The sequence below is a fragment of the Pedobacter antarcticus genome, from assembly GCF_900112985.1.
GTDB classification, from domain to species: domain Bacteria; phylum Bacteroidota; class Bacteroidia; order Sphingobacteriales; family Sphingobacteriaceae; genus Pedobacter; species Pedobacter antarcticus.
Genome location: NZ_FONS01000002.1, coordinates 423,000 through 437,711, shown reverse-complemented (window position 1 = coordinate 437,711; position 14,712 = coordinate 423,000). Strand labels below are relative to the sequence as shown.

The window sequence follows — 14,712 nt, the reverse complement described above, 5'->3', positions numbered from 1 at the left end:
TTTTTTGAAATTAGGTTATTTTTGTAAAATGACTACAGAAACGAAAGAAGAATCATTTACGCTGGAAGAGATCCTGTCCTCTTTGAAGACTTCTCACCGTCTTATTCTTTGGAATGATGATGTGAATACTTTTGACCATGTAATCCATTGTATGACCAAATATCTGGACTATACAGATTCACAGGCAGAAAAGATTGCCTGGGAAGTTCATAACAAGGGCAAATGTGCCGTTTTAAAAGGGTCTTTTACTGAAATGGAAATCTATCGTAAAATATTACAGCAGGAAGGACTGACTGTGACTGTAGACTAATCCGGCCTTCCGGTCTGCCTGCTCTATTTCAAAGACCGGAAAACCTGGCTGAGCTCTTCTTGTGTATGTCTGGTCTGATCTTTTGCGTACCAGTGATGCAGTTTTTCAGCTACTTTGAATAGATCTGATTCTTCCTTCTTCCATCCACCGAGCATTTCCTGCAGAATTGCAGGCCGGGGACCCCATTTTGCAATCTGCTCACCTTCTTCATTAATTATCAGCATAACAGGGATAGCCCTACCACCATTAGTGAGATGCGCATCCATCAATTCTAAATGTTGATCACGCAGGACGAGTCGTAGCTCCAGTTTTTCAGGAAATTGTAAAGCGATGTGCTGAAATACCGGTACCAACTGAGCGGCGTCACCACACCAGCCTTCAGTAATAATCAGTAGACGGTATCGATCTGTTAATGCCAAAAGCTCTTTTTCGAGTTCTGGCAGAACCCGAATAGTTTTTTCAACCCGCTTCATACGCTGAAGATTCATTTTACTGTAATGCAGCATGGCTTCACTACTGTCTTCCCCCGTAGTCTGACCATTCTCAAGGCGCTTTGTAACTAATTCTTTATAGGCAGAATAGCTTAAACCTTCATTCACAAAAATATTACTGTAATTAACCATATATGCGTTGTAATAAAATAGTTACCACCTGTTTTTTAAACTATCGCACCGTTACTTTGTCCATCCTAAGAAAATACACCAAAATACACTAACTTAATGAACCTGTCTATCTACAAAATTCTATTATTCAGTTTAATTTTAAACTTCTTTGTCTCTTCAGCTATCCAGGCTCAAAATACCGGCAACGGTAAACTTACCGGAAAAGTTGTAGATGTGCAAAATAATGAAACTGTTCCTTTCGCTTCGGCTGTTGTTTTAAATAACAGTACCAAAGCCGTTGTCCGTACTGCCCAGACTGATGCAGACGGTAACCTTTCGATTCCAAATCTTCCCGCTGGCAGTTTCACGGTTAAAATCAGCTATGTTGGTTATCAAACAATGGTAAAAAATAACGTGACACTGGTTGCAGGTAAAGACTTCAATCTTGGAACTGTAAAAATGACAGCTTCTAAAGGCAATGTGCTGAATGAAGTTGCGATTACAGCACAGAAAAGTCCTATACAGCTGGGCATAGACAAAAAAGTATTTTCTGTTGAACAAAGTCTTGTCAGTGAAGGTGGTTCGGCCACAGACCTGCTGGCGAATGTTCCTTCTGTGCAGACTGATGTGGACGGAAATGTAAGCTTACGAGGCTCTACTGGTGTAAGGGTACTGATTGACGGTAAGCCTTCTTTAATTGCGGGTGGAAATGTCGCGCAGATTCTGCAGTCCATCCCTGCCAGTTCTATCGAAACTGTGGAGGTAATCACAAACCCTTCTTCCAAATATGATGCAGAAGGGCAATCAGGTATCATTAACATCGTATTGAAAAAGAACGCTAAATTAGGCTTTAACGGGAATGTTGCACTTACTGCAGGAAACAGGGATAACTATAACGCAAATACCAGTCTGAGTTTTCAAAATAAAAAAGTGAATCTTTATGGTAATTATTCTTTCAGAAGAGGAAATAGAATTGGCGGCGGTTTCAATAATATAGAATACCTGCAGCCCATTGGTGAACTTGCCTTCGCCGATCAGTTGACAGACTCTAGAAACACCGATAAAAGTCATAATGTAAAAGCAGGTCTGGATTATTATCTGACTTCTAAAGATATTCTGAGTTTTTCTGGTGGTTTTAATATCAGGGATAATGACCGGACTGAATTACTGGACATTAATAAATATAATGCACAACGTAATCCGCTCGAACTGAGCAACCGGACAAATACTAATCTGGGCAGCGGCAAGAGTTTTGATACTAACCTGGATTATAGCCATAAGTTTAAACCAGGTGAAGAGCTGACTTTCAATTTTGGCTTCTCCAAAGGTAATAACGACAATTTCCAGCGATACATTACCGATCTGCAAAGCCTGAACGGTATTGCTCCTGGTAATGGCGAAAGACGTACGAATGATAATGAGGGCGATAACAAAAACTATAATATTCAGGCAGATTATAATACTTCGATCGGTAAAACAGGTAAACTGGAGGCAGGATATCGCAGCCAGATCCGTTTTTCAGACAACACTACAGATGCCCAGTTATTTGACTACGATTTAGAAAGTTACCGCCCGGATCTGCGTCTGACAAATTTATTTGACAGTAAAGATCAGGTACATGCAATCTATATGAATTATCAGAATCAGATTGGCAAATTCGGTTATCAGTTCGGATTACGTGCAGAAGATGCTTCCCTGGTATCTAATAGCGGTGGTTATGACCTGAATAACCAATTGGTAAATGCAACTTCTAAAATTGCTTATAAACGTCTTTATCCAAGTATCTATCTGACACAGAAAATGGAACATGAGCAGCAGATCCAGTTAAGTTACAGCAGAAGAGTAAACAGACCAAGACCATGGGATACCAATCCGTTTATTGATTATGGTGATCCTTTAAACTGGCGTCGCGGTAATCCAAACCTGCTGCCTGAAGATGTACATGCTTTCGAACTCGGATACAGCAAATTCTGGCCTAAAGTTACCTTAATTTCCAGTGCATACGTACGCAGAACGAACGACCTTATTCAGCGTGTACGTTCTCAGCCTGATGAAAATGGGGTGATTATCTCTACTCCTCAGAATTTAACTAAAGATCTTTCGAGCGGGCTGGAACTAATTGCTAAAGTCGATGTGCTAAAAGCATGGAACTTTACAGCAAACGTAAATGTATATCACAGTAAAATTGATGCTGTCCCAGCTTATGACATTGCCGGCAATTCGGGTTTTAGCTGGAACTCTAACCTGACTAACAATTTTGTACTTCCTTACGGAATTACTTTACAGCTCAGAGGTGAATACACTTCGTCGCAGGTACTGGCTCAAGGTAGACGGAAGTCGATGTATACTTTTGACGGCGGCGCTAAATACGATTTTCCGGGTAAAAAAGCTTCACTCGGCCTGAATGTAAGAGATATTTTCAACACACGCCAGTTTGGTATGGTAACCAATGACGGCAGGTCTATCGTAGATTTTGAACGTTATATGACAGGTCCAATGGGCAACATTACGTTCTCTTACCGCTTCGGTCAGACGACATTCCAGAAAAAACAGAAGAAACCTGAACAGGTTGACAACAGACCTGATGAAGGCCAATTTTAAGGAAATGACCGCTTTACAGCGGTCATTTTTTGTTTAAGGCCTATCCGAATGACAGGTTTTTGGAGATTCTAGATTTTTGTATCTTGCGGCATGGAAAATGAAAATCCCTGGACTACATTGGAAAGCAGATTGGTTTATGAAAATAACTGGATTGGTCTTACTGAACACCAGGTGATTAATCCTTCCGGCGGCAAAGGTATTTACGGTCAGGTAAGCTTTAAAAACCTGGCTATTGGGATTCTTCCGGTTGACGATGAAATGCATACCTGGCTTGTCGGACAATATCGCTACCCCCTAAAAGCCTACAGCTGGGAAATTCCTGAGGGTGGTGGTCCGTTACATCTATCCCCACTCGATAGTGCAAAACGGGAACTTCAGGAAGAAACAGGTCTTTCGGCAGATTCATGGACGGAAATACAGCGTTTACACCTATCTAACTCAGTTACGGACGAACTGGCAATAGTTTATCTAGCCAGAGGATTAACACAGGGACAGGCTGCCCCTGAAGATACCGAAGAACTGGTTTTACGCCGCCTCCCGTTGCAAGAAGCATGCACAATGGCAGAAAATGGATCTATCACTGATAGTATCAGCGTGGCCGCTCTGCTAAAAGCTAAAATAATGATACTCGAAGGCAAATTATAAATTACACATGAGCAAATTTCTGGGTTATATCCTTACCCCTGTTTTCTACTTTTTTTTCACCTTGTCACTTTTGATCTTTCATCCGCTCCAATGGATTTCTTTCCGTTTATTTGGATACCGGGCACATAAAGTGGTTGTAGATTACCTTAATTTTTGTCTGACCTATTGCCAGATATTCCTGGGTTCATCTACTACATTTATTAATAAACAAAAACTTCCGCAGGGCCGCCCGGTAATCTTTATTGCCAATCACCAGAGCATGTATGATATTCCCGCTCTGATCTGGTTTCTCAGACAATACCACGTAAAGTTTATCTCGAAGATAGAACTTACCAAGGGTATTCCCTCCATATCCTATAACCTGAAACATGGAGGAGGAGCCAATATAAACCGGAAAGACAGTAAGCAAGCCGTATCTGAAATTATCAAATTGGGTCGCAGAATGAAATCGAATAACTGGTCGACAATGATCTTCGCTGAAGGTACACGTGCTAAAGACGGACAGATGAAACCTTTTCAGGTCGGTGGTATAGCTACACTGCTGAAAGCGGTTCCCGACGCACTCATCGTACCTGTTGCTATTGAAAATTCCTGGAAAATTGTGCAATACGGACCATTTCCACTTTGCGCCGGGTTAAAACTCCGTTGGACTGTACTCAGCCCTATCATCACTGAAGGGCTGAATCCTGAGGAAATTGCTTTGCAGGCAGAAAAATCAATCCGGATAAGCTTAAATCAAATGAAAAACTAAGCCAGCTGAAGAACGAAATATTATAGATTCTTATTCTCAATCCGGCGGAAGAACTCATCCCTGTACGTATCTCCTATCGGAATGATCTTATCACAGATACTGATTCGGCTGCGCTCTATACTTTCGATTTTATCCAGTGCGATGATATAGGATTTATGTACTCTGATGAAATTTGCAGAAGGCAAAGTTTCTTCCATCCTTTTCATGTTCTGCAGCGTGATCACCCGCTCATTCTTTGTATAAATTGAGATATAATCTTTTAAACCTTCAATATAGAGGATATCGTTCAGTTCAATCTTCTGGATCTTATGTTCTGATTTAACAAAGATAAAATCTGTCACCTGTTCTGAATGGTTTGCCGGAGCCGGTGGCGGAGCCGGAGTGGTTGCAGCTACAATTGTCTGATTCCCTTCCAGCTGTTTATTCTGTCTGTTATGTACTTTTTCAACTGCCTTATAGAAGCGGTCAAATGCGATTGGTTTTAGCAGATAATCTGAAACGTCCAGGTCATAGCTTTCCAGCGCATATTGTGAATAGGCAGTAGTAAGAATATAACTGGCTTTATTACTGGCAATTTTAAGAAACTGTATACCAGTCAGATCGGGCATCTGTATATCCAGAAAAACCAGGTCTATACCACCTGCCTGAACCAGCTGCAAAGCTTCAATTGCATTTTCGGTTCTTTTAACCAGTTCCAGGAAAGGTACTTTCGATACGTAATCTTCGATGATATCCAGCGCTAATGGTTCATCGTCTACAGCTATACACTTCAAAGTCATTTTAGGGCTGTTTAATAATTTTTTCGTTATAATCTATATATCCAGCATCAGCTCGCTGGTATAATGAGTTGCTGAATTTACAATATTTAATTTATATCTATCTGGATAAAGCAACTGTAAACGCCTTTCAACGTTGTTTAGACCTACTCCACCCACCTCATCCTTATTTCCAATTCTCTTCCTATTCGTAATACTGAAATGAAGAATCTTTTGATTGGCGATGATATTAATACGAATCGGGTCGGCAGGATCATTTGCCACGCCATGTTTAAATGCATTTTCTACAAATGAGATCAGCACCAGGGGGATAATCTTCTGATCTTTAATTTCGCCATTAATACTCATCTCAATGGCTGCACCATCTTTAAAACGCAGTCGATGCAGGTCTACATAACTTTCAAGATAGGAGATCTCTTTGCTAAGTTCCACCCATATATCATTGCTTTCGTAGATCATATAGCGCATTATTTCAGATAATTTAAGTACGGCATCAGCTGTTTTCTCAGATTTCTGGTAAGCGAGTGAGTAAATATTATTCAGCGAATTAAACAAGAAATGCGGGTTAAGTTGCGATTTAAGGAATTGCAGCTCCATATCTTTCCTTTCATTCTCCAGACTACGTTGTACCCTGATATTACTGAACCAATCCAGCATGAATTTAATCAGGCAGCTGGAAATGATAAAGAAACCGGACACGAACACAGTACTAATCATATATACAGAGAGATCCGTTTCCTGCAGCGCTCCTGTTTTACTGTCGTGGTGCTCTAAAATCACGTCCCTGTATAATACCGCGATGATCGTTTTTGCAGCCGTCATCCCAGCAATTAATAATACAAGCGCCAGAATATACATCCAGTACTTTTTCAGCAGCTGAGGGATCAGCAGGGTATAATTAATATAGAATACGGATATATTGATTATAGAATAATAGCCAAGACTAACAACGACTTCCCGGGAAAATATACTTTTGCCACTCATAAATATCGTCAGGCCAAGAATTGCCCCGATAAACAGCCAGTAAGCTAAATGGGAAATGATCTCTCTATTATCTTTCATTTGTTTGCACAATAAGAATCAGGTCTAAAGCTATTAATTTTTAAAATTAAACCGCGTTCTGATAGGAATAAAACAAGAAATCTCCGATTGATCGGTATTTAAATCGACGAACAGGCATTTTTATTCTACGAACTGGATAAACCCATGAAATATGCCTGTTTATCTGATTTGAGCCGTTGATCTAGAATTATATCCCCTTCGTATAAAACATTTTAACAGCCAAAAATTTATAATTCTATTTGTTTCAACAAAACGAAATAAAGATGAAAACTTCTGCTTACTACCTCGACCAAAAAACAGTTCAGCATAATATCAGCAGTTTCACAACAAAATATATACCTATGAAAACTTCAGCATATCAACACCTTTCACAACCGCTTGTAAGTGACAGGATGTACAATAGTTACCAATCTCATATCAGCAGCTTATCCGCTGCCAAAACATATATTATGGATAAATTAACAACTGTTTCTCCATTCCTGTTAATGCTGATTCCCGTTTTAACTGTGATGATCTACAGCTTTTTTTAAGAAAAAGATCGTATTTGACCGGGCAATACAGCCCCTTTAAATTGCACTAAACACCCTTTCCTCCGTTCTGGAGGGATTAACACCATATATAGTTTAGTTTTAGTTAATAAATAAAAAAGGTAGCTGGATGGCTACCTTTTTTTTATTTATCAAAGTTTTCAATATTTCTCTTTGTAACTAAGAGTTTAGTTTGTACATTTAACTAAAGGCTTAGTTACAAACGGCACAAAGCCAAATAAAAAGAATTATGGAAATTAAAGACCTGACTAAAGCAGAAGAACAAATCATGCAAATTGTATGGCAGATTAAAAAAGGCTTTGTGAAAGAAGTAGTTGACTTACTTCCAGAACCAAAACCAGCGTACAATACCGTATCTACAATAATCAGGATCCTGGAAACCAAGGGATTTATTGCACATGAGCCAGCCGGCAAAGCGCACCTGTATTATCCGATTATCTCACTTGAAGATTATAAGCGCCACGCCACAGACAAATTGCTGGGCAATTATTTCGGAAACTCAGTGGAAAGCATGTTTTCGTTTTTCGTGAAAGAGGAAAAGCTGGACGTTAAGGATGTGGATGATATTCTCAAAATGATCAATGAACTAAAAAAGAAATAAGATGAACTGGATTATTTATATTTTGGTGGTCAACAGCAGTCTGCTGCTATTTTATCTTCTCTATAAACTGCTCCTTGAAAAGGAGACGTTTTTCAGGCTCAACAGATACTACCTGATCACGGCTGCAATGTCCGCGATGCTTATACCGCTGATACCACAGGACTGGCTGCCCTTGCAAAAAGACCTCCTTAATGAGAACAACCCCCGGGAGATACTAATTATGCTCTCTGAGGTTAGCGTATCGCCATTGAAAAGCAATACTCCCGTATGGATCAGTTTTGCCTTGAGTATTTATCTGGCTGGTGGTATTTTCTTCACCTTAAAGCTATTCAGGCGTCTGATTCAACTCAGAAAAATAATAAGCGAACCCCTTTCGGGCGTGGCCTTCTCATTTTTCAGCTTTAAATGTGTCGACAGAAGATTGGTTGGTGCAGCGATAATTGACAGGCATGAGGAGGTCCATATCAGACATTTACATAGTGCGGACATTATCTTTTTTGAGATCCTGGCAATTATGTGCTGGTTCAATCCGGTGATCTACGCCTATAAAAAGTCGATAGTACAGGTCCATGAGTTCTATGCAGATGAAATAGCTTCTGCATATCAGGGCGACAAGTCTGCCTATGCCATGCTGCTGCTCAGTAAAGCGCTCCGGATTAATCCCCAGGTACTGACCAATAGTTTTTTCAATGAACCTTTACTTAAAACCCGAATTCATATGTTAAACAAAAGAAAATCAGCAAAACCGGCGGCATTGAAATACGCGCTGTTCGTACCTCTTTGCGCAGGAACATTATTACTGACATCTGCAACGTTGACAAAAGAGACAAAGTCCGAAAACTCAGGCACCGGAAATTCCTACTTTGCCTCCACGCCACTAAATCAATTCGGCTTACAGCAGCAGGAGCCAGGAAAGGTCTACGAATTCGTTAAAACTGACACCCAACCGGAATTCCCGGGGGGCATGAAAAAATTCTATGAATATCTGGGCGCATCACTTAAATACCCGGAATCAGCCGCTAAAAATAAGGTGGAGGGCAAAGTGTTCCTAAGCTATATCGTAGAAACGGATGGTAAAATTAGCCATGTTAAAGTCGAAAGAGGATTGAATGCAGCCCTGGATGCGGAAGCAGTCAGAGTGCTGACAGAATCCCCTAACTGGATTCCCGGAAAAGTAGGTAATACACCAGTCCGGGTGAAGTATAATATCCCAATCCATTTCGGGCTGACTAAGAAACCAGCAAAAGCATAAACAGCAGGTTTTAGCATGGCCTAAAAACAAGAAACCCCGGCAAAATCTGCCGGGGTTTCTTGTTAAATCCTTGTCTCGTAGACCTAAATCTATTAAACTTCTTCCTCAGAAACAAATTTTGCTGAATAAAAATCTCTGTTCATTCTTGCAATATTCTCCAGGGAGATTCCTTTAGGGCATTCTGCTTCGCAGGCGCCGGTATTAGTACAGTTACCGAAACCTTCAGCATCCATCTGTGCAACCATACTTTGAACACGACGGTAACGCTCCGGTTGACCCTGAGGCAGTTGTGCAAGCTGAGATATTTTCGCCGAGGTGAATAACATGGCCGAAGCATTCTTACATGTTGCTACACAAGCGCCACATCCGATACAAGCTGCTGCTTCGAAAGCAGAGTCTGCCTGAAATTTAGGAATAGGCAATGCATTTGCATCCTGTGCATTTCCTGTATTCACAGAAATAAAACCACCTGCCGCAATAATTCTGTCAAATGCTGTACGGTCTACCGCTAAATCTTTAATTACCGGGAATGCTTTAGCTCTCCATGGTTCTACAACAATGGTATCGCCATCCTGGAACGAACGCATATGAAGCTGGCATGTAGTAATGCCTTCTTTAGGCCCGTGAGGTCTTCCGTTAATATACATCGAGCATGCGCCGCAGATACCTTCTCTGCAGTCATGATCAAATACAATTGGTTCTTCTCCCTTATTGATCAGCTGCTCGTTTAAAACGTCAAACATTTCTAGGAAGGACATGTCAGGAGAAATCTCCGACATTTTATAATCGACCAAATTACCTTTGGCTTTGTTATTTTTCTGACGCCAAACTTTCAGCGTTAAATTCATATTTCCTGTACTCATGGTATTGGAGATTTTAGTACTAGCTTATTTATAACTTCTTTGTGCGATTTTGATGTTTTCGAACTTCAGTTGCTCTTTATGCAGTTCAAACTTCACATCATCTTTGTATTCCCAGGCTGAAACAAAAGCATAATTTTCATCATCTCTTAATGCTTCACCTTCTTCAGTCTGATATTCCTCTCTGAAGTGACCACCGCAAGACTCGTTTCGCTGCAATGCATCCATACACATCAGTTCACCAAGTTCAATAAAGTCTGCCACACGTCCGGCTTTCTCCAGCTCAGGATTGAATTCATTCATCTCACCGGGAACACGCACATCTTGCCAGAATTCTTTACGTAAAGCCTGAATTTCGGCTATCGCTGAAGTAAGACCTTCTGCATTACGCGCCATTCCGCATTTCTCCCACATGATCTTTCCTAAACGTTTATGGAAGAAATCCACAGATTTCGTTCCCTTAACCGACAGGAAATGCTCAAGAATACCTCTTACACTAGCTTCTGCTTCAACAAAGGCAGGGTGATCCAATGGAATAGGTTTAGTCGCCAGCTCTTTTGACAGGTAGGCTCCTATTGTATAAGGAATTACAAAATAACCATCTGCCAGACCTTGCATCAGTGCAGACGCACCTAAACGGTTAGCTCCATGATCAGAAAAGTTCGCTTCACCCAGCGCATAAAGGCCAGGTACCGTCGTCATCAGGTTATAATCAACCCAAAGACCACCCATTGTATAGTGAACAGCAGGATAGATACGCATCGGAAGTTCATAAGGATCTTCTCCTGTGATCTGCTTGTACATATCAAACAGGTTACCATATTTTTCTTTGATTACATCACGACCCAAACGCATGCAAGTTTCACGGTCAGGATTGTGGATATTGTGTTTTGTAGCCTCGATACGTCCGTAACGTTCTGTATTTGCAGTAAAATCGAGGTATACAGCCAATTTAGACTGGCCAACACCATAACCTGCATCACAACGCTCTTTAGCAGCACGGGAAGCCACATCACGTGGAACCAGGTTACCGAAAGCAGGATAACGACGCTCTAAATAATAATCTCTTTCTTCTTCTGGAATATCGGTTGCTTTACGCTGATCGTCTTTTTTCTTAGGAACCCAGATACGTCCGTCATTACGTAAGGACTCAGACATCAGGGTTAACTTAGACTGGTGATCTCCTGAAACCGGAATACAGGTCGGGTGAATCTGAGTAAAACAAGGGTTACCGAAGTAAGCGCCTTTTTTATGTGCTTTCCAGGCTGCAGTTACGTTACTTCCCATTGCATTTGTAGAGAGATAGAATACGTTACCATATCCACCGGTACCCAACAATACTGCATGACCAAAATGACGCTCCAGTTCTCCGGTAATCAGATTACGTGCAATAATTCCACGCGCTTTACCTTCAATTACGACAACATCAAGCATTTCATGGCGGGTAAACATTTCGACTTTACCCATGCCAATCTGGCGTTCCAGTGCGCTGTATGCTCCTAAAAGTAATTGCTGACCAGTCTGACCTGCTGCATAAAAAGTACGTTGAACCTGTGTACCACCAAATGAGCGGTTATCCAGTAATCCACCATATTCTCTGGCCAGGGGAACACCCTGAGCAACACATTGGTCGATGATGTTTGCACTAACCTCAGCTAAACGGTGTACGTTAGCTTCACGGGCACGGTAATCACCACCTTTAATTGTATCATAAAATAAACGGTAAACGCTGTCACCATCATTCTGATAGTTTTTTGCCGCATTGATACCACCCTGAGCCGCGATTGAGTGAGCTCTTCTAGGTGAATCCTGGAAACAAAAACATTTAACCTTATATCCCATTTCAGCCAGGGTGGACGCTGCCGAAGCACCTGCCAGACCTGAACCTACAATAATTATTTCTATACTTCTTTTATTCGCCGGATTAACAAGAGGCATTGAAGACCTCAGTTTAGTCCATTTACCGGTCAGTTCACCTTCCGGTATATTTGCATTCATATCTGCCATTCTATTTAGCGTTATACGTTCTAAACCTTAATTAATAAACCCTGCATACATGGCAATCGGCATTGCCGCAAAGACCACTGCAATAATGATGGAATACCATACACCAAGCGCTTTAATAAGCGGTGAGTATTTCTTGTGATTCCAGCCTAAAGTCTGAAACGCAGATGCAAAACCATGTAATAAGTGGTATAGCAATGAACCCATTGCCAATACATACAATACTACCAGCCATACGTTCTGGAATGTTTCCTTCATCACCGCGAACAGGTCTTCGTGCCCGTTAGCATCTTCAGTAGGAATACCAGTAAAGCGTGAAACTACCCAGAAGTTCGATAAGTGAACGATCAGGAAAATCAGCAATAACGTACCTAATAAACCCATAGAGCGGGAATACCATTTACTGTTTGCTTTACCATCATACACTGCATACTTCTCAGGGCGGGCTGCCTGATTCTGAAAGGTAAGGCGCAGACCTTGAATGATGTGCAGCAATAGACCCGCCATCAGAATTACTTCAGAAGCTCTGATCAGCCAGTTGGTTGCCATAAAATGTGCACCGATGTTAAAAGTTAAACCACCGTCATTGACAAATATCAAAGCATTGATAAAGCAATGTACAATAAGAAATAAAATTAGAAACAGGCCGGTGATACCCATTATTAGTTTTTTTCCTATAGATGAGGAAAAAGCGTTTCCGAAACTAGCCATTAGATTTATTTATTTTTGAGTTCTATTAATGCAAAAGTATTTAATAAATGACTTAATTTATACATATACCAGTCCAAATAAAAAGAATTAACCTATTTAGAAACATTCTACATCAGAATGCCCTGACAAGCCGCCATGGGCCTTTTTAAGCAAAAAAAACGGGTAGCAAATTTAATTGCTACCCGTTTTAAAGTTTTAAAATGCGGCGGTTAGTTGAAACTAAACGTGTAATTTCCGTTAGGTCCGACTCCTGAAACAGTAATCTTGCCGTTTTTCGAAGTTGGTAATGCCGACTCGACATCTTTTGCACTGTTAACAGCTTTACCATTGATCGTAGTTACCAATAATCCTTTCGGGATATCTAAACTATCAAACAGTTTACCTGGAACAACGCTGGTTACAATGACACCATTCTTCACCCCATATTTTTCCTTAGCCGAAGCGGATGCCGGAGCAAAACTTGCGCCCAATTTATCAATGCTCATGCCGGTACTTCTACCTGCTGTTTCTGATTTGGTCTTAGCCAGTGTTTCTTCACCTTTTAAGGTTACCGATACATTCTGTTCTTTACCGCCTCTGGAAATAGTCAGCTGAACTTTGTCACCAGGACTCAGTCTGCCAATTTTTTCCTGCAGGTCTGGTGAGGCAAAAATCTCTTTACCATCTACTTTCTTAATGATATCTCCTTCTTTAATACCAGCTGCAGCCGCGCCACCACCAGGTACGACACCACTAACCAGCAAACCACTGATATCTTTAATTTTATTTTGCTCAGCAACGTCTGCATTCAGCTCCTGGAATGTTACTCCCACATAACCTCTTTTTACGCTTCCGTATTTTTTAAAATCTTCCAGAATTTTTTTAGCCAGATTAACAGGGATAGCAAAGCCGTAACCCTCGTTAGTACCAGTCTGTGAAGCGATAGCTGCATTAATACCGATCAGCTCACCGTTCGCATTTACCAGGGCGCCGCCACTGTTACCTGGGTTAATTGCCGCATCTGTCTGAATATAAGATTCAATGGCAGAATTTGTACGTGAAGGAACTTTACCTGTACGCTGATACTCTTCATATTCTTCTTCTGTAGGCTGTTGCTGTTCGCGGCCTAAAATACCAATTGCTCTGGCTTTAGCACTCACAATACCGGCCGTCACTGTGGTTTGCAGGTTTAGCGGGAAGCCTACTGCAAGAACCCACTCTCCTACCTGAACGTTATCTGAATTACCCATTTTAACTACTGGTAAATCTGTTGCTTCCACTTTAATCAGTGCAAGGTCGGTATTCGCATCACGGCCAATTACTTTAGCTTCTACTTTACGTCTGTCAGACAAAATCACCTGAATTTTCTCAGCGTTGTCCACAACGTGATTATTCGTCACGATATAACCGTCAGAAGTTAAAATAACTCCGGAACCCGAAGCTGCTCTTGGCGCACGCTGAGCTCTGCGGCCGCCCCGGCCGCCAAAGAATTCTTCCATCATATCCATCGGTGAGGAAGGGCCGGATGAACCAGAAGAACTAAATGTAGTCTGAATATGCACGACAGCTGGTGAAACCACTGCGGCTGCCTGAACAAAATCAACTGCTCCGGCAGATGAAATTTTTGAAGGATTACTCGCAAAAAGAAGGTTCTGCTTCTCAGCAAGGGTCATGTTGTTGGTTTTATTTTCCAACATTTTGTAGCCACCGATTGCTGCTGCGCCACCTACGAATGCGGCTAAGAAAATTAATGCTATTTTTTTCATGTTGTTTTATTTTTCATTTGTTATAAAACCGGTGGAATACCGGGTCTATTTGTGTATAAGATTATTTCTGATGAACAGCTAACCTCTGTTCCTGATTTGCCCGCCACGATATTTTTGTCCGATGATATCAAGACTGGGCATTAAATTGAATTTAAGGCGGCATATGAAATTCTTTTGTACAAGGTATTCAAATTTAATACCATTAGAACGATATTTGCAGGTATAAACACAGCTATTAGTGTTA

The 14,712-nt window shown here is 41.1% G+C and carries 14 protein-coding genes; 7 read left to right on the top strand and 7 right to left on the bottom strand.

Annotated features, from left to right (window positions below; genetic code table 11):
• Positions 1-28: 28 nt before the first annotated feature.
• Complete coding sequence (locus BM192_RS06940; RefSeq protein ID WP_037442321.1) at positions 29-310, top strand: ATP-dependent Clp protease adaptor ClpS; 282 nt, start codon at positions 29-31, stop codon at positions 308-310.
• A gap of 23 nt (positions 311-333) precedes the next feature.
• Here the strand turns inward: BM192_RS06940 and BM192_RS06935 are convergent, their stop codons facing one another.
• The gene (locus BM192_RS06935; RefSeq protein ID WP_037442319.1) at positions 334-933 is read right to left on the bottom strand and encodes a thioredoxin family protein; all 600 of its coding nucleotides are present in this window, start codon (positions 931-933) and stop codon (positions 334-336) included.
• 96 nt (positions 934-1,029) lie between these two features.
• Here BM192_RS06935 and BM192_RS06930 point away from each other — a divergent pair, with 96 nt between their 5' ends.
• The 3 genes from BM192_RS06930 to BM192_RS06920 all read left to right on the top strand — a co-directional run bounded on the left by BM192_RS06930 (position 1,030) and on the right by BM192_RS06920 (position 4,909).
• The gene (locus BM192_RS06930) at positions 1,030-3,513 is read left to right on the top strand and encodes a TonB-dependent receptor (protein WP_051760029.1); all 2,484 of its coding nucleotides are present in this window, start codon (positions 1,030-1,032) and stop codon (positions 3,511-3,513) included.
• 90 nt (positions 3,514-3,603) lie between these two features.
• On the top strand, positions 3,604-4,158 hold the full coding sequence (locus BM192_RS06925; protein ID WP_037442317.1) for an NUDIX domain-containing protein: 555 nt from the start codon (positions 3,604-3,606) through the stop codon (positions 4,156-4,158).
• 7 nt (positions 4,159-4,165) lie between these two features.
• Positions 4,166-4,909 carry a lysophospholipid acyltransferase family protein gene (locus tag BM192_RS06920; RefSeq protein ID WP_037442315.1) on the top strand — a complete coding sequence of 248 codons (744 nt, stop codon included), beginning with the start codon at positions 4,166-4,168 and terminating at the stop codon, positions 4,907-4,909.
• A gap of 20 nt (positions 4,910-4,929) precedes the next feature.
• Here the strand turns inward: BM192_RS06920 and BM192_RS06915 are convergent, their stop codons facing one another.
• Positions 4,930-5,688 (bottom strand): LytR/AlgR family response regulator transcription factor, encoded by a 759-nt coding sequence (locus BM192_RS06915; RefSeq protein ID WP_037442313.1) that lies wholly within the window; start codon positions 5,686-5,688, stop codon positions 4,930-4,932.
• A gap of 33 nt (positions 5,689-5,721) precedes the next feature.
• Positions 5,722-6,747 (bottom strand): sensor histidine kinase, encoded by a 1,026-nt coding sequence (locus BM192_RS06910; RefSeq protein ID WP_037442311.1) that lies wholly within the window; start codon positions 6,745-6,747, stop codon positions 5,722-5,724.
• Between the two features lie 341 nt (positions 6,748-7,088).
• Here BM192_RS06910 and BM192_RS06905 point away from each other — a divergent pair, with 341 nt between their 5' ends.
• The 3 genes from BM192_RS06905 to BM192_RS06895 all read left to right on the top strand — a co-directional run bounded on the left by BM192_RS06905 (position 7,089) and on the right by BM192_RS06895 (position 9,148).
• A complete protein-coding gene (locus tag BM192_RS06905) occupies positions 7,089-7,277 on the top strand; it encodes a hypothetical protein (RefSeq protein WP_139218412.1) in 189 nt (62 codons plus the stop codon).
• Between the two features lie 247 nt (positions 7,278-7,524).
• Positions 7,525-7,896: a BlaI/MecI/CopY family transcriptional regulator gene (locus BM192_RS06900; protein WP_037442307.1), complete on the top strand. Its 372-nt coding sequence runs from the start codon at positions 7,525-7,527 to the stop codon at positions 7,894-7,896.
• Position 7,897: 1 nt separating this feature from the next.
• Positions 7,898-9,148: a M56 family metallopeptidase gene (locus tag BM192_RS06895; RefSeq protein WP_074963936.1), complete on the top strand. Its 1,251-nt coding sequence runs from the start codon at positions 7,898-7,900 to the stop codon at positions 9,146-9,148.
• A 92-nt stretch (positions 9,149-9,240) separates the two neighbouring features.
• Here the strand turns inward: BM192_RS06895 and BM192_RS06890 are convergent, their stop codons facing one another.
• The 4 genes from BM192_RS06890 to BM192_RS06875 form a co-directional block, all read right to left on the bottom strand.
• Positions 9,241-10,011, bottom strand: a complete 771-nt coding sequence (locus tag BM192_RS06890; RefSeq protein WP_037442303.1) for a succinate dehydrogenase/fumarate reductase iron-sulfur subunit — start codon at positions 10,009-10,011, stop codon at positions 9,241-9,243.
• A 24-nt stretch (positions 10,012-10,035) separates the two neighbouring features.
• Complete coding sequence (locus BM192_RS06885; protein WP_037442301.1) at positions 10,036-12,015, bottom strand: fumarate reductase/succinate dehydrogenase flavoprotein subunit; 1,980 nt, start codon at positions 12,013-12,015, stop codon at positions 10,036-10,038.
• Positions 12,016-12,042: 27 nt separating this feature from the next.
• Positions 12,043-12,723 (bottom strand): succinate dehydrogenase cytochrome b subunit, encoded by a 681-nt coding sequence (locus BM192_RS06880; protein ID WP_037442300.1) that lies wholly within the window; start codon positions 12,721-12,723, stop codon positions 12,043-12,045.
• A 209-nt stretch (positions 12,724-12,932) separates the two neighbouring features.
• Positions 12,933-14,468, bottom strand: coding sequence for a S1C family serine protease (locus tag BM192_RS06875; protein WP_037442298.1), 1,536 nt, complete (start codon positions 14,466-14,468; stop codon positions 12,933-12,935).
• Positions 14,469-14,712 lie beyond the last annotated feature (244 nt).